Below are 23,229 nucleotides of genomic sequence, written 5' to 3' on the forward strand. Positions count from 1 at the left end.
CGCCGTAAGGCGAGACCTACTATACCCAACCTCGCTCCCTCGCGAGACGCACTGCCGTGTGCCGGTTCTCGGCACCCAGCTTGTTGGCCGCCGAGGACAGGTAGTTGCGCACGGTCCCCTGCGAGAGCGAGGCCCGCTCCGCGATCTCCGCGATCGGCGCTCCGTCCCCCGCCAGCTCCAGCACTTCGGCCTCCCGAGCGGTCAGCGGGGAGTCCCCGGCGCTGATCGCGTCGGCCGCCAACTCCGGGTCGACATAACGGCCTCCGGCGTGCACGGTCCGGATCAGCTCGGCCAGCCGCTGCGCCGAGACCGTCTTCGGGGCGAAGGCCCGCACCCCCGCCGCCAGGGCCCGCTTCAGGTGTCCGGGACGCCCGTGACTGGTCACGATCATCGTCCGACAGTCGGGGAGTTCGGCCCGCAGGGATGTGGCGACACTCACACCGTCCGCCCCCGGCATCTGCAGGTCCAGCACCGCCACGTCCGGCCGGTGCGCCCGCGCCATCGCCAGTGCCTCGGGGCCGGACGCCGCCTCCGCGACGACCAGCAGGTCGTCCTCCAGCGCCAGCAGCGCGGCCAGAGCCCCGCGGATCAAGTGCTCGTCGTCGGCGAGCAGTACGCGTACGGGGCTCATGCCCGCACCTCCAGTCCATCGAGCCGTCGGCCCGGTATCTCAGCCCGCAGCCGGAACCGGCCGTCGCCGACCGGCCCCGCCTCCAGCGTCCCTTCCAGCACGGCGAGCCGTTCCCGCAGCCCGGCCAGTCCCGAGCCGGGCGGCCCCGCAGGTGCCTCCGGGGCGCCGTCGTTCTCCACCACGAGCGTCACGGGGCCGCTCCCCGGAGCCGTCAGCCGGATCCGGCAGCGCTGCGCGTCCCCGTGCCGCAGCACGTTCGTCGTGGCCTCGCGGACCACCCAGCCGAGCGCCGACTGGACTTCGGAGGGCAGTTCCCGGTCCGGCCGGAAGTCGACCCGGCAGTCCATTCCGGCGGCGCTCAGCACCCCCCGCGCGCCTTCCAGTTCGACCGCGAGATCCGCCTCCCGGTAGCCGCGGACCACGTCCCGCACCTCGCGTTGGGACTCCCGGGCGATCCGCTGGACCTCGGTCATCTGCTCCACCGCCTCGGGGCGTTCGCGCCGGGCCAGCTGGACGGCCAGCTCGCTCTTGAGGGCGATCACGGCCAGGTTGCGACCCATGACGTCGTGCAGGTCGCGGCCGAAGCGCAGCCGCTCCTCGGCCACCGCCAGCCGCGCCTGGACCTCGCGGGAGTGGTCCAGCTCGTAGACGGTCCTCAGCAGCCAGCCCGAGAAGCCGGAGGTGGCGCCGAAGAACAGGCCTCCCAGCAGCACGCCGACGGCGTACCCGAGGGCCTTGCCCACCGGCATCCCGAGGCCCAGGGCGGCCAGCCCCGTGGCGGCGGCGGCCCCCGCCGCGACGTACCACATCCGCCGTACCGCCTTCAGGCACAGGACGAGCGATCCGGAGGTGAACCAGGCCAGTCCCGCCACCATGGTCGGTGCCACCGTCGCCTCGGACTCCCCCGTGGTCCGCAGGGCGAGGACGGTCAGGATGCATCCCGCCGTCACCAGGGCGGTGGCCACCGCCAGTCGCGTGGGGCGTTCGCGCCGCCCCACCACCCAGTGCAGGGCCCGGGAGGTGAGGACCCCGCACAGCACGGCGTGCGCGCACATCATCAGGAAGAGCGAGAGGGGCACGAGGAAGGAGGTCCGCTCGGCGGCCGCGGCCAGCGGGGTCAGCCCGAAGGAGAGGATCTCCAGGAACACGAAGAGGTAGAACGACCCCCGCGTGTACAGCTCGACCTTCCCCGCGGTGCTGCGGTTCTTCCACCACCCGGTCAGTTTCGACACGGTCCCCGTCCCCCGACTCTTCCTAGCGCCGCGGTTCCCAGCGGAACCACCGCTGGACAGCAAACACGCTGATCACGATCCAGGCCAGCGCGCCCAGCCCGGCCCCCAACAGGTCCCCGCCCCCGGCCCCGCCGCTCCAGCCGGCCCGTACGAGGGTCATCACGCCGCTCAGCGGAAGCAGTTCGCAGAGCGAGGCCGCCAGGTCGGGCAGCGAGTCCGTCGGCGCGAACAGCCCCGAGCCGAGCACGGTCGCCAGGAACAGCGGCAGCGTGGTGAGGCCCGCGGTTTCCACGGTGCGGGTGAAGGAGCTGGTCACCGCGGACAGCGCGGCGAGCAGGAGGAGGCCGGCGAGGACGGCCGCCGCGAGCAGCAGCGGGTTCCGCGGCATGCGCACGTCCAGGGCGAGCGCCCCGGCGACCGCGAGGACGGCGATCTGGCCGAGGGCCAGGCAGGCGGCGGGCAGGGCGGTTCCGGCCAGGATCTCCAGGTCCCGGGCCTCGCCGGTGCGCAGCCGCTTGAGGACGAGCTCCTCGCGCCGGGCGACGTAGGCGGAGACCAGGTTCATATGGACGACGAGGAGCAGCACCATGCCGATCCCGCCGGTCAGGGTGGCCTCGCCGACGGCCGCGGCGCCTTCGACGCCGCTGAGGGAGGAACGCAGGACGAACACCATCAGCAGCGGCATCATGAGGGCCACGCCGAGCGTGGCGCGGTTGCGCACCAAAAGGGTGACCTCGAAGCGGCCGAGCGCGGTGATCCGGCCGGCGTTCAGGGTGAGCGTGTTCATCGGGTCCCCGCCATCGTGTGGTCGTCGGTGCTGTCGCCGGCGCTCCGCCGGTTCCGGGCGATCTCCAGGAAGGCCTCCTCCAGGGAGGCGGACCTGGCGTCGAGCCCGGCCAGCTCCACGCCAGTCACGCGGGCCCAGCCGAGCAGTTCGGTCAGGTCCTCCTGGAGGCGTTCGGTACGGATCTCCACGCGCTGCCCGAAGGCGGCGGCCCGCAGTGCCAGCGGGAGCCGGGCCGCGGGCACCCCGGCGGGCAGGGTGAAGCGGATGCGGGCCGGCCGGGTGGCGGTCACCTCGGCCGGAGTGCCGCACAGCACCAGCTCGCCCTCGTGGAGGATCGCGAGCCGGTCGGCGAGCTCCTCGGCCTCTTCCAGGTAGTGCGTGGTCAGCAGCACCGTGGTTCCCTGCTCCCGCAGTTCGCGCACCAGGGCCCAGGTGTCCCGGCGCCCTTCGGGGTCCATGCCGGTGGTGGGCTCGTCGAGGAAGAGCACCTCGGGCCGGCCGAGCAGGGCCAGCGCCAGGTCCAGGCGCCGCCGCTCGCCGCCGGACAGCTGTTTCACGCGTACGGAGGACCGTGCGGCCAGGCCGACCAGCTCCAGCACCTCGGCCGCCGGGCGGGCGCCGGTGGTGACCCCGCCCCACATCCGCACGGTCTCGGTGACGGACAGGTCCGAGGGGAAGCCGCCCTCCTGGAGCATGACACCGGTCCGCGGCCGGACCTCGGCCCGCCGGGTGAGGGGGTCGAGGCCGAAGACGCGGACCTGCCCGCCGCTCGGGGCGTCCAGTCCCTCCAGCAGCTCGACGGTGGAGGTCTTGCCCGCCCCGTTGGTGCCGAGCAGGGCGAAGATCTCGCCCCGCGCAACGGAGAAGGAGATGCCGCGTACGGCCTCGAATCCTCCGGTGTAGCCGCGGCGCAGGTCCCGGGCTTCGATCACGGTGTCAGTCATGGCTCAAGCGTCGCGGCGGCCGGAGCGGGTCGGCAGTGCGCGCTGTCACAGCCCGCGATGACATTTGTCAGACAGTCCCGTGACCCGGGGCGGGGGGAATACGCAGAAGGCCCCGATCGCAATGATCGGGGCCTTCTGCTCACAGAGCGGACGACGCGACTCGAACGCGCGACATCCACCTTGGCAAGGTGGTGCTCTACCAACTGAGCTACGTCCGCAAGCAGTGCACTGCCGGGGCAGTACGTGCATCACTCTACCCGATCCACCGGAGTGGTCGGAAAGTCATGCAGAGCGGGTGACAGGGATCGCACACTGCGCCTTCCCTCTGGAAGAGGGATGTTCTGCTACTGAACTACACCCGCACGACCTCGGAGGCTCTGACCTGCGGTCTGGCCCCTCGGCGTGATCCACACACTAGCGGACGGGTGGGGGGCCTTGGCAAATCGGCCCTCAGTGGGCTGCGTTGTAGGCCTCGTAGATCTTCTTCGGGATGCGGCCCCGCGGCGGGACGTCGTGCTGGTTGGACCGGGCCCACGCGCGGACCACCGCCGGGTCCGGGGCGACCGAGGTGTGCTTGTAGGTCTTCCCCGAGTGCGACCGGCGGCGGCCGGCGGCCACGAAGGGCGCGAGGCCCTTCCGGAGTTTGTTTGCGTTGGCCGCATTGAGGTCGATCTCGTACGACTTACCGTCCAGGGCGAACATGACCGTTTCCGCCGCTTCTCCGCCGTCGATGTCGTCGGAGAGCGTCACCACTACGCGCTGCGCCACGGATATCGGTCCCTTCGTGCGACGCCGCCACCTGCATGACGTGCGGCGATGTCGCCTGTTCGGATGTTTTGGGGCAATGCAACTTTCGACCGGAATCCCGGTTGATTCCTTTGTACCTCGATTCCCATTGCATTGCGAAGCTCAGTTAATTCTCCCCGCGTGTCCCGCCGCAATGCCGGGTACGTGGTTTTCCTGGGGATTTTGCGAAGCGTTGGTGAAGCCGAAACGGTGCGGTGATCAGGACCGCCGGGATATCTACCCGCGTAGAAATTTCGGCCGGGTACGCTGATGGAACCGCCTTGCACCAACCACCTCATCGGGAGTGCCAGTGGCACGCGTCGTAGTCGACGTCATGCTCAAGCCGGAGATCCTCGACCCCCAGGGCCAGGCGGTGCAGCGTGCACTGCCGCGCCTGGGCTTCGAGGGCATCGCCGACGTCCGTCAGGGGAAGCGCTTCGAACTGGAAGTGGAGGGACCGGTCGACCAGGCCGCCCTCGACCGCATCCACAAGATGGCCGAAACGTTCCTCGCCAACACCGTCATCGAAGACTTCACCGTGAAGGTCGAGGCCTGACGGTGACCACTCGCATCGGTGTCGTCACGTTCCCCGGAACGCTCGACGACCGTGACTCGCTGCGCGCCGTCCGCCTCGCCGGGGCCGAGCCGGTCTCGCTCTGGCACCGCGACAAGGACCTGCACCAGGTCGACGCGGTCGTCCTCGCGGGCGGCTTCTCCTACGGGGACTACCTGCGCGCCGGGGCCATCTCCCGTTTCTCGCCGGTGATGGAGACCATCATCGAGCAGGCCAGGGGCGGCATGCCCGTCCTCGGCATCTGCAACGGCTTCCAGGTCCTCACCGAGGCCCACCTGCTGCCGGGGGCGATGCTCCGCAACAACCACCTGCACTTCATCTGCCGCGACCAGAAGCTGCAGGTGGAGAACGCGGAGACCGCGTGGACCGGTGACTACACCGCCGGCCAGGAGATCTCCGTACCGCTCAAGAACATGGACGGCCGGTACGTCGCCGACGAGCGCACGCTCGACGAACTGGAGGCCGAGGGCCGAGTGGCCTTCCGGTACCTGGACGTGAACCCGAACGGGTCGCTCCGCGACATCGCGGGCATCACCAACGCCCAGGGCAACGTCGTCGGCCTCATGCCGCACCCCGAGCACGCGGTCGAGCCGCTGATCGGAACCGGCGGCACCGACGGCCTCCCGTTCTTCACGTCGGTCCTGAAGAAGCTGGTCAGCGCATGAGCCTCGACACCGTCAAGAACGCCACCGAAACCCCGGACGCCTCCCAGCCCTGGAAGGAGCTCGGCCTCAAGGAGGACGAGTACGCCCGGATCCGGGAGATCCTCGGCCGCCGCCCGACCGGCGCCGAGCTCGCCATGTACTCGGTCATGTGGTCCGAGCACTGCTCCTACAAGAGCAGCAAGGTCCACCTGAAGCAGTTCGGCGAGAAGGCCCCCCAGAACGACGCCATGCTCGTCGGTATCGGCGAGAACGCCGGCGTCGTCGACGTCGGCCAGGGCTACGCGGTCACCTTCAAGGTCGAGTCGCACAACCACCCGAGCTACATCGAGCCCTACCAGGGCGCGGCCACCGGCATCGGCGGCATCGTCCGCGACATCCTCGCCATGGGCGCCCGCCCGGTCGCCGTCGTCGACCCGCTGCGCTTCGGCGCGGCCGACCACCCCGACACCAAGCGCGTCCTGCCGGGCGTCGTCGCGGGCATCGGCGGCTACGGCAACTGCCTGGGCCTGCCCAACATCGGCGGCGAGGTCGTCTTCGACGCCTGCTACCAGGGCAACCCGCTGGTCAACGCCGGCTGCATCGGCGTCATGAAGCACGAGGACATCCACCTCGCGCAGGCCTCCGGCCCCGGCAACAAGGTCATCCTCTACGGCGCCCGCACCGGCGGCGACGGCATCGGCGGCGTCTCGGTCCTCGCGTCCGAGACCTTCGACGCTGCGTCTGACAGTGCCGATGGCACGGGCAAGCCCAAGAAGCGCCCCGCCGTCCAGGTCGGCGACCCCTTCCAGGAGAAGCTCCTCATCGAGTGCACCCTGGAGATCTTCAAGGAGAAGCTCGTCGCGGGCATCCAGGACCTCGGCGGCGCCGGCCTGTCCTGCGCCACCTCCGAGCTGGCCTCCGCCGGCTCCGGCGGCATGCGCGTGGAGCTCGACACCGTGCCGCTGCGCGACGCGACGCTCTCGCCCGAGGAGATCCTCATGAGCGAGTCGCAGGAGCGCATGTGCGCGATCGTCGAGCCGCAGCACGTCGAGCGCTTCATGGAGATCTGCGAGAAGTGGGACGTCATCGCCACCGTCATCGGTGAGGTGACCGACGGCGAGCGCCTGGAGATCTTCTGGCACGGCGAGCAGATCGTGGACGTGCCCCCGGGCACCGTCGCCCACGAGGGTCCGGTCTACAACCGCCCCTACGCCCGCCCCGAGTGGCAGGACGCGCTGCAGGCGGACGACGCGGGCAAGCTGCCCCGCCCGCAGACCTCCGAGGAGCTGCGCGCGCAGGTCCTGGCCCTGGTCTCCTCCCCGAACCAGGCCTCGAAGTCCTGGGTCACCGACCAGTACGACCGCTTCGTGCAGGGCAACACCGTGCTGTCGCAGCCCGAGGACGCGGGCATGGTCCGCATCGACGAGGAGTCCAACCTCGGCGTGGCCATGGCCACCGACGGCAACGGCCGCTACGCCAAGCTCGACCCGTACACGGGCGCGCAGCTGGCCCTGGCCGAGGCGTACCGCAACGTCGCCGCCACCGGAGCCAAGCCCCTCGCCATCTCCGACTGCCTGAACTTCGGCTCCCCCGAGGACCCGGGCGTCATGTGGCAGTTCGCCGAGGCCACCCGCGGTCTCGCGGACGGCTGCCTGGAGCTGGGCACCCCGGTGACGGGCGGCAACGTCTCGCTCTACAACCAGACGGGCGACGTCGCGATCCACCCGACCCCGGTCGTGGCCGTGCTCGGCGTGATCGACGACGTCAACCGCCGTACGCCGATGGCGTTCGCGGAGGCCGGCCAGCTGCTGTACCTGCTCGGCGACACCGCCGCCGAGTTCGGCGGCTCGGCCTGGTCCCAGGTCGTCCACGACCACCTCGGCGGCCTGCCGCCGAAGGTGGACCTGGGCCGCGAGAAGCTGCTGGCCGAGATCCTGATCTCCGCCTCGCGCGACGGCATGATCGACGCCGCGCACGACCTGTCCGACGGCGGTGTCATCCAGGCGCTGACCGAGTCCTGCCTCAAGGGCGGCAACGGCGCGCGGATCGTGGTCCCGGAGGGCCTGGACGCCTTCACGTTCCTCTTCTCCGAGTCCGCGGGCCGCGCCATCGTGGCGGTCCCGCGCAGCGAGGAGCTCCGTTTCACCGACATGTGCGGTGCGCGCGGCCTGCCGGTCGCCCGCATCGGTGTGGTGGACGGCGACGAGATCGAGATCCAGGGCGAGTTCAGCCTGCCCCTGGCCGAGCTCCGCGAGGCCCACGAGGCGACGATCCCGGCCCTGCTGGCCTGATCGACGGCGAGAACGCCGAGAACGCCCGCGGCGAGAGCAGCGAGAACACTGCCGGGCCCCGCACGGAACTTCCGTGCGGGGCCCGGCCCCGTCACCGCCAAGCGGCCGTAGCGATTCCGTGGCACGAGCGCCGTACCCGCGCCCGGGAGCGCTCCGCATACTGACCGCGTGAGCATCGTCAAGCACCTGCCGGACGCCGCGATACCCGACGGCGGCGCCCCTCGCTGGCCGGTCAAGGACGCCCAGCGCTGGCTCGACGCACGCGTTCCGGCCGTCTTCGCCCCGATCACCGTCGGCTGGATCCTCGCGCCGCTGGTGCTCCTCTCGCTCGTCCTCCTGGCCCTCGGCGACTTTGACGCCCCCGGACACGGCACATCCTGGGCCGGCTACGTCCCGGCCGTCCTCCTGGTGTCCCTCCCCGCCTGGTACCGGTTCCTGCCGGCCGCCACCCTCCTGTCCACCCCCGTGATCGCCGGAGACGCGGTACGCAACCTGTACGCACTCGGCCCCGCCGACGGCCCCGGCCCGGCCGGCCGAGTGCTGGTGATCGCCCTGTGCGCCTGGGCGTTCGCCGGGTCCGCGCTCCGGATCCGCTCGCGCCGGCGCCAGCGGGAGCTGTTCCTCGCCGCCGCCGGACAGAGCCGTGCGGCGATCCCCGAGAACCTGCCGGACGGCCATCGCCGACGCGGGCGGGTGCTCCTCGCCACCGGTGCGGGGTTGTGCCTGGGTGCCGCCGCACTGCTCGGGTGGGTTCTCGCGCAGGACCTGGGAGCGAGCCCGCGGGACCCCTTCGACGGGACGGGCCCCCAGGTCCTGGCCATGCTGCTGCTCGCCCCGGGGGTTCCGGTGCTCGGCCGCGGCCTCACGGCACGGCGCGCCGCCCGCCGGCTGCACGACGGCCCCCAGCCGGTGGTCCGCGTGGGCGTCCGCGAGCAGTGGCTCGGACCGGCCTGGCTGGTGGCCGACGCCGACACCACGACGGCCCCGCCGCTGACGGCGTTCCGCGACCGCTTCGACGACGGCTGCCGCAGCCGCTACGACGAGACGCTCCTCGGGGGCGCGGAGAGCCGGCTGCGGAAGGACCACCACGACATCGACCGGCACGCCGAGCCCTACGAGGCGCTTCTGTACGGGGTGCCCTTCGAGGGGTCCGAGGTGATCCTCCGGTACGCCGTCTACCGGGGCGACAGCACGATCACCGACGCCGTCCGCGCGGTGCCCCTGCTGCCCTTCCGCCGGCACGGCCTGCGGTCGTCCTGGCGGGCCGCCGGTACCTCGCACACCCTCAAGCGGCGGGCCGAGGAGGAGAAGCGCAAGCAGCGCGCGGCGCAACGGTCGAGCAGCTCGGGCAGTTCCTGCGGCTCCTCCGGAGGCTGCGGATCCAACAGTTGCTCCAGCAGTTGCGGCAGCAGCTGCGGTGGCGGCTGTGGCGGCGGCGACTGATCGGGCAGACTCCCGGCATGGCACCCAGGACCCGCAAGTACGACGACGCCAGGATCAGAGCGGCCGTGATCGCACAGTTCGGTCATGTCGGACGAGCGGTACGGGAGTTGGGCCCTGAACAGTTGGAGCGCCCCAGCGGGCTCGGGGACTGGACCGTCGCCGACCTCGCCGCGCACATCGCGTGGATCGCCGACTCGCTGGCCGCCGGCCTCGCGCGCCCGCCCGGCGCCGTCCCCGAGCTGACCGCGACCGAATGGCCCTTCGCCACCGCCTCCCTCGCCGGGAAGATCTCCGAGGCGGCCCGGGAGGCCCTCACCGGCGCCCCCCTGCCCGAGCTGTACGAGCGGGCGGCCGTAGCCCTGGCCGAGGCGCTCGAGTCGAACCCCGGCGGGCGCGTGCTCCAGCTGTGGATCGGCGACATGACCCTGGCCGACTTCCTGGTCACCCGGACCGTGGAGCTGGTGGTCCACACCGACGACCTGAACCGGGCGGCCGGACTGGACATCCCGATCGAGCGGCAGGCGCTGGCCGCCTGCACGCGCCTGCTCGCCGACTCCCTCGCCCTGAAGGCCCCGGGCGGTTCGGTCGAGGTGCGGATCCCGCCGTTCGCCGTGGTCCAGTGCATCGAGGGGCCGCGGCACACGCGCGGCACCCCGCCGAACGTGGTGGAGACCGACCCGCTGACCTGGATCCGGCTCGCGACCGGCCGTACGGCATGGGCCGGGGCGCTCGCCTCGGCGCAGGTGCGGGCCGGCGGTGAACGGGCCGACCTGTCGGCGCTGCTTCCGCTGATGAGCTGAGCGGGGCGCGGCCGTGGTGGAACCGACCGGGGACCGCGTTCGTCCCAGGGGCATGCGTACCCTCCGGCACGTCATCGTCCCCACGGGGCTGGCCCTCGTCCTCGCGCTCGCCGCGGCCGGCTGCGGCCGGGCCGAGGAGCAGGGCGCGGGCACGGTGCTCCCCGACCCCGTGGGCCGCTGGTCCGTCGAGTCCCTGACCACGGGCGGCCGCACCCTGCACGCCCCCGAGACGGCCCGGCTCGACTTCGGCGAGAACCAGGTCAAGGGCAACTACGGCTGCAACGGCTTCACGGCCACCGCCTCCTTCGCGGGCACCTCGGCGGTGACCGTGACCCCGGGCGCCTCGACGACCATGGCCTGCGCGGACATGGAGTTCGAGACGGCCTTCGCCAAGCTGTTCACCGGGCGCCTCACCATCGACCGGGGGCCCGACCGGCTCACCCTGAAGACCGCCGACGGGAGCACCATCGCCATGACCTCGGCGCCCGCGACCCCCGACGCACCGCTCACCGCGGTCGAGTGGACCGTCCAGTCCCTGATCAGCGGCGCGTCGGTGTCCTCGCTGCCCGCCGGGGCGGCCGGAACGGCGCGGTTCACCATCGCCGCCGACCTGTCCGTGAGCGGGACCCTCGGCTGCAACCGGTTCAGCGGCCAGGTCACCCGCGACGGCGACCGGCTCACCTTCGGGCCGCTCACCACCACGCGCATGGCGTGCGACGGACCGGCGGGCGAGGTCGAGGCGAAGCTGACCGACCTGTTCGCGAGCGGCCCCCTGGTCGCCCGGATCGAGGGCCGCCTGCTGACCCTCACCTCCGCGGACGGCAAGGGCCTGATCGCCGAGGCGCCGTCCGACGTGGAATAGCCGAACGGCGGCGGGCCGGGGCGGGGTGGCCGGAGTGACTCGCCACCCGCCCCGGCCGGCCGGTTCCCCTGTGCAGGGCAGCAGGCCCGCGCCCGCGGCCTCCCATGTCCGCGCGCTGCTCCGCCGACCGGTGACGAGGGCTGTTGCGGGGAGCCGTGCCGAGAGGTCCGCCCAGCCCGCGGCGGCGTGCCGCGGCCACCCTGACGGCGCCCGTGAAGTGCACGCCGGGACAGCTCGTTCTCGTACGAAGACACAGGCACTCCGGTGCACGGTCCGCCGGTCCGCCCCGGGCGGGGCGCCGGACGGCGCGCGGCACGGCGGAGCAGGGCGGGGCGGGGCGGAAAAGGGAAGGGAACAGGAAGAGTTGTGGTGACGCGGAACAGCGACGGACGGTCCTCACGACACGGACCGGGACGACGCGCCGGCGCTCCACGGGTGTGACCGTGCGGTCACCGAGAGGCTGCACGGACCGGGAGCCGCCGCGAATGCCTTCGTACATGTCAACAAGGTGATCCGAATACCGAGACGGGAGCGTCCGGTCACCCTCTGTGCTGTGACATTTCCCGGCCGTCCCCAATTCGGACCAGTGGTCGATCTCGCCTACACTCGGAAGCGTGCCTCGTGGTGATGGACGACTCAACCACGACCTGCTCCCCGGCGAAAAGGGCCCCCAGGACGCTTGTGGCGTCTTCGGTGTCTGGGCTCCGGGTGAAGAGGTCGCCAAGCTCACCTACTTCGGACTGTATGCGCTGCAGCACCGTGGACAAGAGTCCGCGGGAATCGCTGTGAGCAACGGTTCCCAGATCCTCGTCTTCAAGGACATGGGCCTCGTTTCCCAGGTCTTCGACGAAACCTCCCTCGGCTCGCTCCAAGGTCATATCGCGGTCGGTCACGCCCGCTATTCGACCACCGGTGCGTCCGTCTGGGAGAACGCGCAGCCCACTTTCCGCGCGACCGCCCACGGCTCCCTGGCCCTGGGACACAACGGCAACCTGGTGAACACCGCCGAGCTCGCCGAGATGGTCGCCGACCTCCCCCGTCAGGACGGCCGAGCCACCCAGGTGGCTGCCACCAACGACACCGACCTGGTCACGGCCCTGCTGGCCGGCCAGGTGGACGCGGACGGCAAGCCGCTGACCATCGAGGAGTCCGCCCGCGTGGTGCTCCCGAAGGTCAAGGGCGCCTTCTCGCTGGTGTTCATGGACGAGGGGACCCTCTACACCGCCCGTGACCCGCAGGGCATCCGCCCGCTGGTCCTCGGCCGCCTGGAGCGCGGCTGGGTGGTCGCGAGCGAGACCGCCGCCCTCGACATCTGCGGCGCCAGCTTCGTCCGCGAGGTCGAGCCGGGTGAACTCGTCGCCATCGACGAGAACGGTCTGCGCACGTCCCGATTCGCGGAAGCGAAGCCCAAGGGCTGTGTCTTCGAGTACGTCTACCTGGCGCGCCCGGACACCGACATCGCCGGCCGCAACGTCTACCTCTCGCGTGTCGAGATGGGCCGGCGCCTGGCCGAGGAAGCCCCGGTCGAAGCGGACCTGGTGATAGCGACGCCGGAATCCGGCACGCCCGCCGCGGTCGGCTACGCCGAGGCCAGCGGGATTCCCTACGGCTCGGGCCTGGTCAAGAACGCCTACGTCGGCCGGACCTTCATCCAGCCCTCGCAGACGATCCGCCAGCTCGGCATCCGCCTGAAGCTCAACCCCCTCAAGGAAGTCATCCGCGGCAAGCGCCTGGTGGTCGTCGACGACTCGATCGTCCGCGGCAACACCCAGCGGGCCCTGGTCAAGATGCTCCGCGAGGCCGGCGCGGCCGAGGTCCACATCCGGATCTCCTCGCCGCCGGTGAAGTGGCCGTGTTTCTTCGGCATCGACTTCGCCACCCGGGCCGAGCTCATCGCCAACGGCATGACGGTCGACGAGATCGCCACGTCGCTGGGTGCGGACTCCCTCTCCTACATCTCGCTCGATTCGATGATCGAGGCGACGACGATCCAGAAGCCCAACCTCTGCCGTGCCTGCTTCGACGGCGAGTACCCGATGGAGCTCCCGGACCCGCAGCTCCTCGGCAAGCAGCTTCTGGAGACCGAGCTGGCCGGCGGCACGGACGCCGCCGACGCGCTCCGCCGCCCGTAAGTCCCGGCTCGACCTGCGCGGGGCCCTGTCTTTCAGGCTTTTCCCAGGGCCCCGCACCAACCGCAGTAACGACACGAAAGCTCTCTCCTGTCATGACAGAGAAGACCACCGGTGCCAGCTACGCAGCCGCGGGCGTCGACATCGAAGCGGGAGACCGCGCCGTCGAGCTGATGAAGGAGTGGGTGAAGAAGACGCAGCGCCCCGAGGTCCTCGGCGGCCTCGGCGGTTTCGCCGGCCTCTTCGACGCCTCCGCCCTCAAGCGGTACGAGCGCCCGCTGCTCGCCTCGGCCACCGACGGGGTCGGCACCAAGGTGGACATCGCCCGTCAGATGGGCGTGTACGACACCATCGGCCACGACCTGGTCGCGATGGTCATGGACGACATCGTCGTCTGCGGCGCCGAGCCGCTCTTCATGACCGACTACATCTGCGTGGGCAAGGTGCACCCCGAGCGTGTCGCCGCCATCGTCAAGGGCATCGCCGAGGGCTGTGTCCTCGCGGGCTGCGCCCTGGTGGGCGGCGAGACCGCCGAGCACCCCGGCCTGCTGGGGCCGGACGACTTCGACGTGGCGGGCGCCGGCACGGGCGTCGTCGAGTACGACCGCCTGCTCGGTGCGGATCGCATCCGTACGGGGGACGCCGTCATCGCGATGGCCTCGTCCGGGCTTCACTCGAACGGGTACTCGCTGGTCCGCCACGTCCTCTTCGACCGCGCGGGCATGTCCCTCGACAGCCACGTGGAGGAGCTCGGCCGGACCCTCGGCGAGGAGCTCCTGGAGCCCACCAAGATCTACTCGTTGGACTGCCTGGCCCTCACCCGGACGGCCGAGGTGCACGCGTACTCGCACATCACCGGCGGCGGCCTCGCGGCCAACCTGGCACGGGTGATCCCGGACCACCTGCACGCCACGGTCGACCGTTCGACCTGGACCCCCGGTGCGGTCTTCGACCTGGTCGGCAAGGCCGGGCAGGTGGAGCAGCTGGAGCTGGAGAAGACCCTGAACATGGGCGTCGGCATGATGGCCGTCGTGCCCGCCGAGTCGGTGGACGTGGCGCTGACCGCGCTGGCCGACCGGGGCGTCGACGCCTGGGTCGCGGGCGAGATCCTGGACCGCGGCGACCACACCGAGGGCGCGACCCTCACCGGTTCCTACGCGCGCTGAGCAGCACTGAAACCCGGCCCGGGGCTATGCCCTGGACCGGGTTTCAGCATTTGACGTGTCGTGCAGACGCCTCAGGGCGTCAAGCGCCGCGACGCTGTGCCGACGGACCGGACTCGTCGTCCTCGTCGTCGTCGTCGCTGTTGTAGAGGTCGGCGTACCGAGCGTACGGGTCGTCCTCGTCCAGCTCGTCGTCTACCTCGACCGGCTCGCTGACAGGCAGCGGTTCCGCGGTCGATGCGCCCAGCTCGTTGGCCAGACGCGACAAGTCAGTCCCGCCGCTGCTGTACTTCAGCTGGCGGGCGACCTTCGTCTGCTTGGCCTTTGCCCGGCCGCGCCCCATGGCTCGACCCCCTCGGTGACGGGGCTCGACGGCCCCAGAGTCTGACACGCGTTCATGGTTCGGAGCGGGCTCTCCGTGGAGAGACCGTCCGTAGGGGTTTAACGGTACCTGCTTCCGCGGCCATACGGTACGCCGCCCGCATGACGCGCCCCGGTGCAGAACCAACAAGGCGCCCCGTCCTCGCTGGTCAGCTGCGATTTTAACCCTTTCCTGGCGAGCGACCCGCCGAAGTGCAGTGAGTTCCGTCTCGCCGCACCCGGCGGGCCGCGCGACCGGCCCCTAGGAGGCCGTCACCGGCAGGGTCCGGCGACCGTCGGCCATGCGCTGCTCGGCGATCCGGTCGGCCGCGGCGGCCGGGGGGATGCCGTCCGCCTTCGCACGAGCGAAGATTTCCAGCGTGGTGTCGAAGATCTTCGTGGCCTGCACCTTGCAGCGGTCGAAGTCGAAGCCGTGCAGCTCGTCGGCGACCTGGATGACCCCGCCCGCGTTGACCACGTAGTCCGGGGCGTAGAGGATGCCGCGGTCCGCGAGGTCCTTCTCGATGCCCGGGTGGGCGAGCTGGTTGTTGGCCGCGCCGCACACGATCGTGGCGGTGAGGGCCGGGACCGTCTCGTCGTTCAGGGCTCCGCCGAGCGCGCACGGGGCGTAGATGTCGAGGCCCTCGACACGGATCAGCGCGTCCGTGTCGGCGACCGCGGTGACCTTGCCCGGATGCTTGTCGAGGATGCGCTGCACCGACTCCTGGCGGACGTCGGTGATGACGACCTCGGCGCCGTCCTCGAGCAGGTGCTCCACCAGGTAGTGGCCGACCTTGCCGACGCCCGCGACGCCGACCTTGCGGCCGCGCAGGGTCGGGTCGCCCCACAGGTGCTGGGCCGAGGCGCGCATGCCCTGGAAGACGCCGTAGGCGGTGAGCACCGAGGAGTCGCCGGCGCCGCCGTTCTCGGGGGAGCGGCCGGTGGCCCAGCGGGTCTCACGGGCGACGACGTCCATGTCGGCGACGAAGGTGCCGACGTCGCAGGCGGTCACGTAGCGGCCGCCGAGGGACTCCACGAAGCGGCCGTAGGCCTCCAGGAGCTCCTCGGTCTTGATGACGTCGGGGTCACCGATGATCACGGCCTTGCCGCCGCCGAGGCCGAGACCGGCCATGGCGTTCTTGTACGACATGCCGCGCGAGAGGTTCAGCGCGTCGCGCACGGCCTCCTCGTCGGAGGCGTAGGCGTGGAAACGCGTACCGCCGAGGGCGGGGCCCAGGGCGGTGGAGTGGATCGCGATGACGGCTTTCAGGCCGGTGGCTCGGTCCTGGCACAGCACGACTTGCTCGTGGCCGCCCTGCTCCGTGCGGAACAGGGTGTGCAGGACGCCGTCGGTCATTTCGGTCACGGTGGTGACTCCCATGGAAGAGATGCGGCGGGAAGACGCCCCCCTGCGGGTGGGGGAGGACGCGCTGGGAGCAGAGTAAGACCTGTGGGCCGGATGGGGGTGTCCTGTCCGGGGATCGAAACACTCTCGGAGTACGGGGGTGGTCCGGGCCGGGCGAGGGGCGGACCGGAGGTGAACCGGAGCCCGGAAGAGGGGAGTACGGGAGGGTGACCGAATCCCCCGATCCCCTGCTGCCCTCCGCGCGCTCGGCGCCGGCCGTCCCGTACGCCTCCTACCTGCGCGTCTACGAACCCCTGGCCGCTTTCACGGAGCCGGAGCGCACGCACTGGGCGCAGTACGCCCGGCGCGGGACGGCCCCGACCGCTCAGGACGAACTGCGCCGGTCGCTGGCGGACTTGGTGCGGGTCCCCCTGATGGGGGTGCCCGCGAAGGAGAGCAGCGACGCGTTCACCGCGGAGGTCGACGGGGTCCTGCTGGTCTGCCCGTGGCGCACCCGGCTGCGCGGCTGGCTGGCGCTGGAGGAGCTGGTCGAGCAGTTCCCCCGCCCGGTGCTGGACGCGGCGCTGCCGCCGGAGGCGCGCCGGCGGGCGGCCGAGGAGTACGAGCGCTGGCGCGAGCGCAACCCGGACGCGCGCCCGTGGATCCGGACGGGGGTGTGGCAGATCCCGCTGCGCTGGTTCGTGCTGGTCGCGGACGAGGAGCGGGAGTTCGTGCCGGGGCAGCGGCTGCGCTACCGGACGCCGATGGTGCAGGCGCGCCGGCGCCTCGCCCGGGCCCTGCGGACGCTGCGCGCCGCGGAGGGGTACGGGATGCTCGCCGAGGGGCTGGTGGAGGTCGGGAGCTGGTTGGAGGAGTTCCATCCGCGCTCGATGGTCGAGCTGGACTACGGCGGGCTGGTGCACGCCCTGCCGGCGGGCCGGCTCGCGGCCGACCGTTCGGCGGCGGACCTCGCGGCGGGCATCGAGGCCCTGCGGGCGGGGGACGCGGAGGGTGCGGCGGAGGCCTACGGGGGTCTCGCGGAGCGCTGGCGGGCGGTCCGGGAGCGACTTTTCGCGAATTAGGCTGAAAGTCGCCTGTGTGGCTGGTTTCACCTTTCGGAGGTCCGTACGTACCGCCGCGTATCGGTCGTTCGGTCAAAACTGGCTGATCAGAGGCCTGAGTGTGTCATTTGGGACGTAGTGCCAGGACCTACGTCCCGATACGGGCCATTGGCCCAAGCGTGACGGACCGCACTAACCACACCCTTGCGCCCTTCCCCTACCCTCGTGCCAAAATAGGACAAGGAGTCCGGGGAGGGTTCCTTCCGCCCAACTAAGGGCGGAATGCTCGGCATTGCACTCTACGGGGGGTCTGACGACTCCTGATCGCTCTGTGACTGATCGTCACAGTGGGGTGACTGTCCGTTATGGGACGGTCCATCGGGCTTCCGCCGCTGATGAACACCTCGGAGGGCAATTCCGTCGGTTTGGCCGTCGAGGCTGGACGGATGGTGTAGTTGTAGTGCCGAGGACAAGCCGTTCGTCCTATAACCGACTCGGCCCGCGTATGTCCATTTCGGGCAACGCGGGCCAAGGTGCAGAATTTAGAGGAAAGAACCGAGATGGTTCGGTTCTCCCGAGGAGGCCGCTCATGACCGCTCGCACCCCTGATGCCGAGCCGCTGCTGACCCCGGCTGAGGTTGCCACGATGTTCCGCGTGGACCCGAAGACGGTCACCCGCTGGGCCAAGGCTGGCAAGCTCACGTCCATCCGCACCCTGGGTGGACACCGCCGGTACCGCGAGGCCGAGGTCCGCGCACTGCTGGCGGGAATTCCGCAGCAGCGCAGCGAGGCCTGAGGTCGCGTAAACACCCCGCTTTAAACGGGTCAGTATCGGGTCCCCCAATCCGATGAAAACCCACATTGCTTCATACGGCCCGGCCTGCCCCAACAGGTTCTCGGGTCGTTCGATCGCGCTGGACTCCGCCGGGTCCAGCGCGATCTTTTTTATGCCCAGGTCAGGCGGGTACCGGAAGTCCGCCGGGCGGCCTGACGGGGTAGGTACCATTGCACATATTAAATCGAGCGGGCGTATGGGTGCGATAAAAGTGTGAGTCCGAAAAACTCATGCGGTGACACCCGTCACAGATGATCACTCTTGTATATCCGGCAATGCACCCCGTAATGGGGAAGGGCGTCGCGGTGAGCATCATGCGAACGGGGGATTCTCCGCCGAAGGGGTGATGCGCGGGCGCGGGCCGGACCGGCGGGAAGGCGGGAACGCGGCGGGAAGGCGGGAGTGGTCCGGGAGGACATCCGGGAGCCGCGGAGCGGCCCGCGCGAGAGCCGCGGCCGGCGGTCGGGCGCCCGGAGCCCTTCAACCCGGCCGGGCGGAAGTGTCCGCCAACGCGTCAGGGCCCGTACCCCCGGGGGGATACGGGCCCTGACGTTGTTGCGATCCTGACGGGACTTGAACCCGCGACCTCCACCTTGACAGGGTGGCGAGCTAACCAACTGCTCCACAGGACCTTGATTCGCGGCCACTCGGCGGCGGCTGCGAATCAGACTGTACAGCAGCTCAGGGGGTGCGGTCGAACCGATCAGGGGGCGGCTGCGTCCACCGCCTTCACGATCCGCTTGTCGGAGATCGGATACGCCGTGCCGAGCGCGTGCGCGAAGTAGCTGACGCGCAGCTCCTCGATCATCCAGCGGATGTCGGTGACGGCGGCCGGGACGGGCCGTCCCTTCGGCAGCTGCTCCAGCAGCCAGGCGTACTCGTCCTGCATCTCGTGGACCTTCTCCATGCGCGTCGTGTCGCGCTGGACGCCCGTGGGCATCTGCTGGAGCCGCCGGTCCGCCGCCACCAGGTAGCGCATCAGGTCCGGGAGCCTGCGCAGCCCGGTCAGCGTCACGAAGCCGGCCGGCACCAGGGCTGCCAGCTGCGTCCTGACGTCCTGGATGTTCGCGGCCAGCGCGAGGCTGGAGGTGGCCTTCAGGCGCCGCTCACAGGCCTGCCAGGCGGCCAGCACCTGCTGCACCTGGTTCACCGCCCGCACGGTCGTGTCCACCAGGTCCGCGCGGACGGCCTCGTAGAGCCTGCGGAAGCCCGCCTCGTCCCACGCCGGGCCCCCGTGGTCCGCGATGAGCTTGTCGGCCGCCGCGGTCGCGCAGTCGTCGAACAGTGCCTGGACGGAGCCGTGCGGGTTCCTGGACAGGGCCAGCTTCTGCTGGTTGGTGAGGTGGTCCGAGGCGAACTTCGCCGGGTTCACGGGGATGTTCAGCAGGATGAGCCGGCGGGTGCCCAGCCACATCGCCTGCTGCTGTTCGGCCTCCGTGTCGAAGAGCCGTACGGAAACGCTCGTGCCCTCGTCCACCAGCGCCGGGTACGCCTTCACCGGCTGGCCCGCACGCCGGGTCTCGAAGACCTTGGTGAGGGTTCCGATGGTCCAGTCGGTCAGACCGGTGCGCTCCACCGACTCGCCGCCCGCCCGCTCGGCGGTGGCAGCGGCGGCCTGGGAGAGGGCCTGGCGGGCCTTGGGCTTCAGCCTGAGTCGCAGGGCCTCCAGGTCCTTGTCCTCGGCGATCTTGCGGCGCCGCTCGTCGACGATCCGGAAGGTGATCTTCAGGTGGTCCGGGATGCGGGTCAGGTCGAAGTCGTCGGCCGACACCGGCACGCCGACCATGCGCTGGAGCTCGCGCGCCAGCGTCGCCGGCAGCGGCTCCTGCAGCGGCACGGCCGTGTCCAGGAACCGGCCCGCGTAGTTCGGCGCGGGCACGTAGTGCCGGCGGATCGGCTTGGGCAGCGAGCGGATCAGCTCGGTGACGACCTCCTCGCGCAGACCCGGGATCTGCCAGTCGAAGCCCTCGTCGGTGACCTGGTTCAGCACCTGGAGCGGGATGTGGACGGTCACGCCGTCCGCGTCCGCGCCGGGCTCGAACTGGTAGGTCACGCGGAACTTCAGCTGCCCCTGCCGCCAGGAGTCCGGGTAGTCGGCCTTGGTGACCCCGGCCGCCTTCTCCGTGAGGAGCATCTCCCGCTCGAAATCGAGCAGTTCCGGCTCGTCGCGCTTCTTGTGCTTCCACCACGAGTCGAAGTGCGCCCCGGACACCACGTGCTCGGGGATCCGCTGGTCGTAGAAGTCGAAGAGGGTCTCGTCGTCCACGACGATGTCGCGGCGCCGCGCCCGGTTCTCCAGCTCCTCCACCTCGGTGAGGAGCTTGCGGTTGTCGGCGTAGAACTTGTGGTGCGTCCGCCAGTCGCCCTCGACCAGCGCGTTGCGGATGAACAGCTCGCGCGAGACCTCCGGGTCGATCCGGCCGTAGTTGATCTTCCGCTGGGCGACGATCGGCACGCCGTACAGCGTCACCTTCTCGTACGCCATCACGGCCGCCTGGTCCTTCTCCCAGTGCGGCTCGCTGTAGGTGCGCTTGACCAGGTGCTGCGCCAGCGGCTCCACCCACTCGGGCTCCACCTTGGCGTTCACCCGGGCCCACAGCCGGGAGGTCTCCACCAGCTCGGCCGACATCACGAACTTCGGCTGCTTCTTGAACAGCGACGAGCCGGGGAAGATCGCGAACTTGGCGCTGCGCGCACCGAGGTACTCGTTCTTGTCGGTGTCCTTGAGCCCGATGTGCGAGAGCAGACCGGCCAGCAGCGACACGTGGACGACCTGCTCGGGGGCGTCGGCCTCGTTGACGTGGATGCCCATGCTCTTGGCGACCGTGCGCAGCTGCGAGTAGATGTCCTGCCACTCGCGGATCCGCAGGAAGTTCAGGTACTCCTGCTTGCACATCCGGCGGAAGGACGAGGAGCCGCGCTCCTTCTGCTGCTCCCGGACGTAGCGCCACATGTTCAGGAACGAGAGGAAGTCGCTGGTCTCGTCCTTGAAGCGGGCGTGGTTCTGGTCGGCCTGGGTCTGCTTGTCCGAGGGGCGCTCGCGCGGGTCCTGGATGGACAGGGCCGCCGCGATGACCATGACCTCGCGGACGCAGTTGTTCTTGTCGGCCTCGATGACCATGCGGGCCAGCCGCGGGTCGACGGGCAGCTGGGACAGCTTGCGGCCCATCTGCGTCAGGCGCTTCTTCGGATCCTTCTCGGCCGGGTCCAGCGCCCCGAGCTCCTGGAGGAGCTGCACGCCGTCGCGGATGTTGCGGTGGTCCGGCGGGTCGATGAAGGGGAACTTCTCGATCTCGCCGAGGCCGGCGGCGGTCATCTGGAGGATGACGGAGGCCAGGTTCGTGCGCAGGATCTCGGCGTCGGTGAACTCGGGGCGGGCGTTGAAGTCGTCCTCGGAGTACAGCCGGATGCAGATGCCGTCGCTGGTACGGCCGCAGCGGCCCTTGCGCTGGTTGGCGCTGGCCTGCGAGATCCGCTCGATCGGCAGGCGCTGCACCTTGGTGCGGTGGCTGTAGCGGGAGATCCGGGCGGTGCCCGGGTCGATCACGTACTTGATGCCGGGGACGGTGAGCGAGGTCTCCGCGACGTTCGTGGCCAGGACGATCCGGCGGCCCGTGTGCTGCTGGAAGACCCGGTGCTGCTCGGCGTGCGAGAGGCGGGCGTAGAGCGGGAGCACCTCGGTGAAGCGCAGCTTCTTCTTGATGAGCGCGTCCGCGGTGTCGCGGATCTCGCGCTCGCCGGAGAGGAAGACCAGGATGTCGCCGGAGCCCTCGGCCTGGAGCTCGTCGACGGCGTCGCAGATCGCGGTGATCTGGTCGCGGTCGGAGTCCTCGGAATCATCTTCGAGGAGCGGCCGGTAGCGGACCTCCACCGGGTACGTGCGGCCGCTGACCTCGACGATCGGGGCGTCTCCGAAGTGCCGGGAGAAGCGCTCCGGGTCGATCGTCGCCGAGGTGATGACCACCTTGAGGTCGGGCCGCTTGGGCAGGAGCGTCGCCAGGTAGCCGAGCAGGAAGTCGATGTTCAGGGACCGCTCGTGCGCCTCGTCGATGATGATCGTGTCGTAGGCGCGCAGCTCGCGGTCCGTCTGGATCTCGGCGAGCAGGATGCCGTCCGTCATCAGCTTCACGAAGGTCGCGTCCTGGTCCACCTGGTCGGTGAACCTGACCTTCCAGCCGACGGTCTGCCCGATCTCGGACTTCAGCTCCTCGGCGATGCGCTCCGCCACGGTGCGGGCGGCGATCCGGCGGGGCTGGGTGTGCCCGATCATGCCCCGGACCCCGCGGCCCAGCTCCATGCAGATCTTGGGGATCTGCGTGGTCTTGCCGGAGCCGGTCTCGCCCGCGACGATCACGACCTGGTGGTCGCGTATCGCCTCGGCGATCTCGTCCTTCTTCTGGCTGACGGGCAGGTTCTCGGGATACGTGACCTCCGGCATCCGCGAGGCACGGCCGGACAGCCGCTCGGCGGCCTTCGCGGCCTCCGAGGCGATCTCGTCGAGCACGGCCTGCTTGGCCTCGGGCTTGCGGATGCGGCGGGCGCCTTCGAGGCGGCGGCCGAGGCGGTGCGCGTCACGGAGGGAGATCTCACCGAGAAGCGTCTGCAGGGCGGCGAAGGAAGTAGACATACCTGATCGAGGATCTCACCTGGGCCCTCCGGGTGGCGAACGCATTTGTCGGGTGGACCCGTACCATTTCGGGACGAGTCCCTCGGCCGTACGAGTGAGAGGCAGCCCACCTTGTCCCGCCCCCGCCTCTTCGGCTGCGCCGTGCTCGCGGTCCTGGCGGCGCTGCTGGGCGCAACGGCCCCCGCCGCCGCCGGACCGTTCCTGCCGGACTCCCCGCCCGTCGAGGCCTGGGACGGGTCGACTGCGGCGGTCGGCCCCGCCGGGCTGCCGTCCCCCGTCCCGGTCCACCCTGCGGCCCGGACCGCGGCCCCCGCGGCAGGCGACGCTCCCGACACGGCGGCCCCCGGCGGCCCGGCCCCCGGCGTCCGCGCCGGGGCGGGCGCCGTCACCGGTCGGGCTCCGCTCCCGGGCGGGCCCGCCTCCTCGGACGTGCCGCACGCCGAGCCGGTCGTCCGGGGCGGCGGACCCTCCTGCGCTCCCGCGGCTCCCGATCGCGGAGGGACGCCCGCCGTTGTGACCCGGGCCGGGGGCGACCACGCGCAGGTGCCGCCGGGCCGCCCGGTCCCGCCGGCGGCCCGCGCCCACGCGTACCTTCCCGTACGGGCGCCCGCCCGCGGGCCCGGCCGGCCCGCCCCCGGTCCGGTGGAGCTGTCCGTGATGCGGCTCTAGGAGCGGGTGCGCCTCACCGGTCCGCCACACCCCCCCCGCATCGCTG

At 70.9% G+C, this 23,229-nt stretch carries 19 protein-coding genes and 3 tRNA genes; 11 read left to right on the forward strand and 11 right to left on the reverse strand.

Annotated features, from left to right (window positions below):
- Positions 1 to 19 precede the first annotated feature (19 nt).
- The 7 genes from ACZ6JS_RS12735 to ACZ6JS_RS12765 all read right to left on the reverse strand — a co-directional run bounded on the left by ACZ6JS_RS12735 (position 20) and on the right by ACZ6JS_RS12765 (position 4,362).
- Positions 20 to 631 (reverse strand): response regulator, encoded by a 612-nt coding sequence (locus ACZ6JS_RS12735; RefSeq protein WP_469297618.1) that lies wholly within the window; start codon positions 629 to 631, stop codon positions 20 to 22.
- Positions 628 to 1,863 carry a sensor histidine kinase gene (locus tag ACZ6JS_RS12740; protein WP_469297619.1) on the reverse strand — a complete coding sequence of 412 codons (1,236 nt, stop codon included), beginning with the start codon at positions 1,861 to 1,863 and terminating at the stop codon, positions 628 to 630. Before ACZ6JS_RS12740 ends, ACZ6JS_RS12735 begins: the two co-directional genes overlap by 4 nt.
- A 22-nt stretch (positions 1,864 to 1,885) precedes the next feature.
- Positions 1,886 to 2,650, reverse strand: coding sequence for an ABC transporter permease (locus tag ACZ6JS_RS12745; protein WP_469297620.1), 765 nt, complete (start codon positions 2,648 to 2,650; stop codon positions 1,886 to 1,888).
- Positions 2,647 to 3,594 (reverse strand): ABC transporter ATP-binding protein, encoded by a 948-nt coding sequence (locus ACZ6JS_RS12750; RefSeq protein WP_469297621.1) that lies wholly within the window; start codon positions 3,592 to 3,594, stop codon positions 2,647 to 2,649. The genes ACZ6JS_RS12745 and ACZ6JS_RS12750 overlap by 4 nt, the downstream gene beginning before the upstream one ends.
- Positions 3,595 to 3,739: 145 nt before the next feature.
- A tRNA-Gly gene (locus ACZ6JS_RS12755) sits at positions 3,740 to 3,812 on the reverse strand.
- Positions 3,813 to 3,884: 72 nt separating this feature from the next.
- Positions 3,885 to 3,956: transfer RNA gene (locus tag ACZ6JS_RS12760), tRNA-Gly, on the reverse strand.
- 88 nt (positions 3,957 to 4,044) lie between these two features.
- Positions 4,045 to 4,362 carry a histone-like nucleoid-structuring protein Lsr2 gene (locus ACZ6JS_RS12765; RefSeq protein WP_469297622.1) on the reverse strand — a complete coding sequence of 106 codons (318 nt, stop codon included), beginning with the start codon at positions 4,360 to 4,362 and terminating at the stop codon, positions 4,045 to 4,047.
- Between the two features lie 322 nt (positions 4,363 to 4,684).
- Between ACZ6JS_RS12765 and purS the strand changes: the two genes are divergently transcribed.
- From purS to purM, 8 genes are all read left to right on the forward strand, one after another.
- On the forward strand, positions 4,685 to 4,936 hold the full coding sequence (purS, locus tag ACZ6JS_RS12770) for a phosphoribosylformylglycinamidine synthase subunit PurS (protein WP_008740952.1): 252 nt from the start codon (positions 4,685 to 4,687) through the stop codon (positions 4,934 to 4,936).
- A gap of 2 nt (positions 4,937 to 4,938) precedes the next feature.
- Entirely contained in the window at positions 4,939 to 5,619 is a 681-nt protein-coding gene (gene purQ / locus ACZ6JS_RS12775; protein WP_053629033.1) for a phosphoribosylformylglycinamidine synthase subunit PurQ, read from the forward strand.
- Positions 5,616 to 7,889: a phosphoribosylformylglycinamidine synthase subunit PurL gene (purL, locus tag ACZ6JS_RS12780; RefSeq protein ID WP_469297623.1), complete on the forward strand. Its 2,274-nt coding sequence runs from the start codon at positions 5,616 to 5,618 to the stop codon at positions 7,887 to 7,889. The genes purQ and purL overlap by 4 nt, the downstream gene beginning before the upstream one ends.
- 168 nt (positions 7,890 to 8,057) lie before the next feature.
- Positions 8,058 to 9,332 carry a hypothetical protein gene (locus tag ACZ6JS_RS12785; RefSeq protein ID WP_469297624.1) on the forward strand — a complete coding sequence of 425 codons (1,275 nt, stop codon included), beginning with the start codon at positions 8,058 to 8,060 and terminating at the stop codon, positions 9,330 to 9,332.
- 17 nt (positions 9,333 to 9,349) lie between these two features.
- Positions 9,350 to 10,132, forward strand: coding sequence for a maleylpyruvate isomerase family mycothiol-dependent enzyme (locus tag ACZ6JS_RS12790; RefSeq protein WP_469297625.1), 783 nt, complete (start codon positions 9,350 to 9,352; stop codon positions 10,130 to 10,132).
- Between the two features lie 52 nt (positions 10,133 to 10,184).
- Positions 10,185 to 10,994: an META domain-containing protein gene (locus tag ACZ6JS_RS12795; RefSeq protein ID WP_469297626.1), complete on the forward strand. Its 810-nt coding sequence runs from the start codon at positions 10,185 to 10,187 to the stop codon at positions 10,992 to 10,994.
- A gap of 614 nt (positions 10,995 to 11,608) precedes the next feature.
- Positions 11,609 to 13,126: an amidophosphoribosyltransferase gene (gene purF, locus ACZ6JS_RS12800; protein ID WP_469297627.1), complete on the forward strand. Its 1,518-nt coding sequence runs from the start codon at positions 11,609 to 11,611 to the stop codon at positions 13,124 to 13,126.
- 92 nt (positions 13,127 to 13,218) lie between these two features.
- Positions 13,219 to 14,289: a phosphoribosylformylglycinamidine cyclo-ligase gene (gene purM, locus ACZ6JS_RS12805; protein ID WP_469297628.1), complete on the forward strand. Its 1,071-nt coding sequence runs from the start codon at positions 13,219 to 13,221 to the stop codon at positions 14,287 to 14,289.
- A 79-nt stretch (positions 14,290 to 14,368) separates the two neighbouring features.
- On the opposite strand, the gene ACZ6JS_RS12810 is transcribed toward purM, so the two are convergent.
- Positions 14,369 to 14,677 carry a DUF3073 family protein gene (locus ACZ6JS_RS12810; protein ID WP_469297629.1) on the reverse strand — a complete coding sequence of 103 codons (309 nt, stop codon included), beginning with the start codon at positions 14,675 to 14,677 and terminating at the stop codon, positions 14,369 to 14,371.
- 231 nt (positions 14,678 to 14,908) lie between these two features.
- Positions 14,909 to 16,027, reverse strand: a complete 1,119-nt coding sequence (locus ACZ6JS_RS12815; RefSeq protein WP_030664648.1) for a Leu/Phe/Val dehydrogenase — start codon at positions 16,025 to 16,027, stop codon at positions 14,909 to 14,911.
- A 191-nt stretch (positions 16,028 to 16,218) separates the two neighbouring features.
- Between ACZ6JS_RS12815 and ACZ6JS_RS12820 the strand changes: the two genes are divergently transcribed.
- On the forward strand, positions 16,219 to 17,073 hold the full coding sequence (locus ACZ6JS_RS12820; RefSeq protein WP_469297630.1) for a DUF8083 family protein: 855 nt from the start codon (positions 16,219 to 16,221) through the stop codon (positions 17,071 to 17,073).
- A gap of 568 nt (positions 17,074 to 17,641) precedes the next feature.
- Complete coding sequence (gene bldC / locus ACZ6JS_RS12825; protein WP_003949541.1) at positions 17,642 to 17,848, forward strand: developmental transcriptional regulator BldC; 207 nt, start codon at positions 17,642 to 17,644, stop codon at positions 17,846 to 17,848.
- A 597-nt stretch (positions 17,849 to 18,445) separates the two neighbouring features.
- On the opposite strand, the gene ACZ6JS_RS12830 is transcribed toward bldC, so the two are convergent.
- Together ACZ6JS_RS12830 and hrpA are read right to left on the reverse strand one after the other, a co-directional pair.
- Positions 18,446 to 18,519, reverse strand: a tRNA-Asp gene (locus ACZ6JS_RS12830).
- 71 nt (positions 18,520 to 18,590) lie between these two features.
- Complete coding sequence (gene hrpA, locus ACZ6JS_RS12835) at positions 18,591 to 22,514, reverse strand: ATP-dependent RNA helicase HrpA (RefSeq protein WP_469297631.1); 3,924 nt, start codon at positions 22,512 to 22,514, stop codon at positions 18,591 to 18,593.
- A 111-nt stretch (positions 22,515 to 22,625) separates the two neighbouring features.
- Between hrpA and ACZ6JS_RS12840 the strand changes: the two genes are divergently transcribed.
- Entirely contained in the window at positions 22,626 to 23,183 is a 558-nt protein-coding gene (locus ACZ6JS_RS12840; protein ID WP_469297632.1) for a hypothetical protein, read from the forward strand.
- Positions 23,184 to 23,229 lie beyond the last annotated feature (46 nt).

The organism is Streptomyces sp. NPDC046349, from assembly GCF_055587885.1.

Bases quoted from the DNA above. Each gene is read 5' to 3' on its own strand.
- ACZ6JS_RS12750 (WP_469297621.1), bottom strand. From the start codon at position 3,594: ATGACTGACACCGTGATCGAAGCCCGGGACCTGCGCCGCGGCTACACC.
- ACZ6JS_RS12790 (WP_469297625.1), top strand. From the start codon at position 9,350: ATGGCACCCAGGACCCGCAAGTACGACGACGCCAGGATCAGAGCGGCC.
- ACZ6JS_RS12815 (WP_030664648.1), bottom strand. From the start codon at position 16,027: ATGGGAGTCACCACCGTGACCGAAATGACCGACGGCGTCCTGCACACC.
- ACZ6JS_RS12745 (WP_469297620.1), bottom strand. From the start codon at position 2,650: ATGAACACGCTCACCCTGAACGCCGGCCGGATCACCGCGCTCGGCCGC.
- ACZ6JS_RS12795 (WP_469297626.1), top strand. From the start codon at position 10,185: ATGCGTACCCTCCGGCACGTCATCGTCCCCACGGGGCTGGCCCTCGTC.
- bldC (WP_003949541.1), top strand. From the start codon at position 17,642: ATGACCGCTCGCACCCCTGATGCCGAGCCGCTGCTGACCCCGGCTGAG.
- purL (WP_469297623.1), top strand. From the start codon at position 5,616: ATGAGCCTCGACACCGTCAAGAACGCCACCGAAACCCCGGACGCCTCC.
- purM (WP_469297628.1), top strand. From the start codon at position 13,219: ATGACAGAGAAGACCACCGGTGCCAGCTACGCAGCCGCGGGCGTCGAC.
- hrpA (WP_469297631.1), bottom strand. From the start codon at position 22,514: ATGTCTACTTCCTTCGCCGCCCTGCAGACGCTTCTCGGTGAGATCTCC.
- ACZ6JS_RS12735 (WP_469297618.1), bottom strand. From the start codon at position 631: ATGAGCCCCGTACGCGTACTGCTCGCCGACGACGAGCACTTGATCCGC.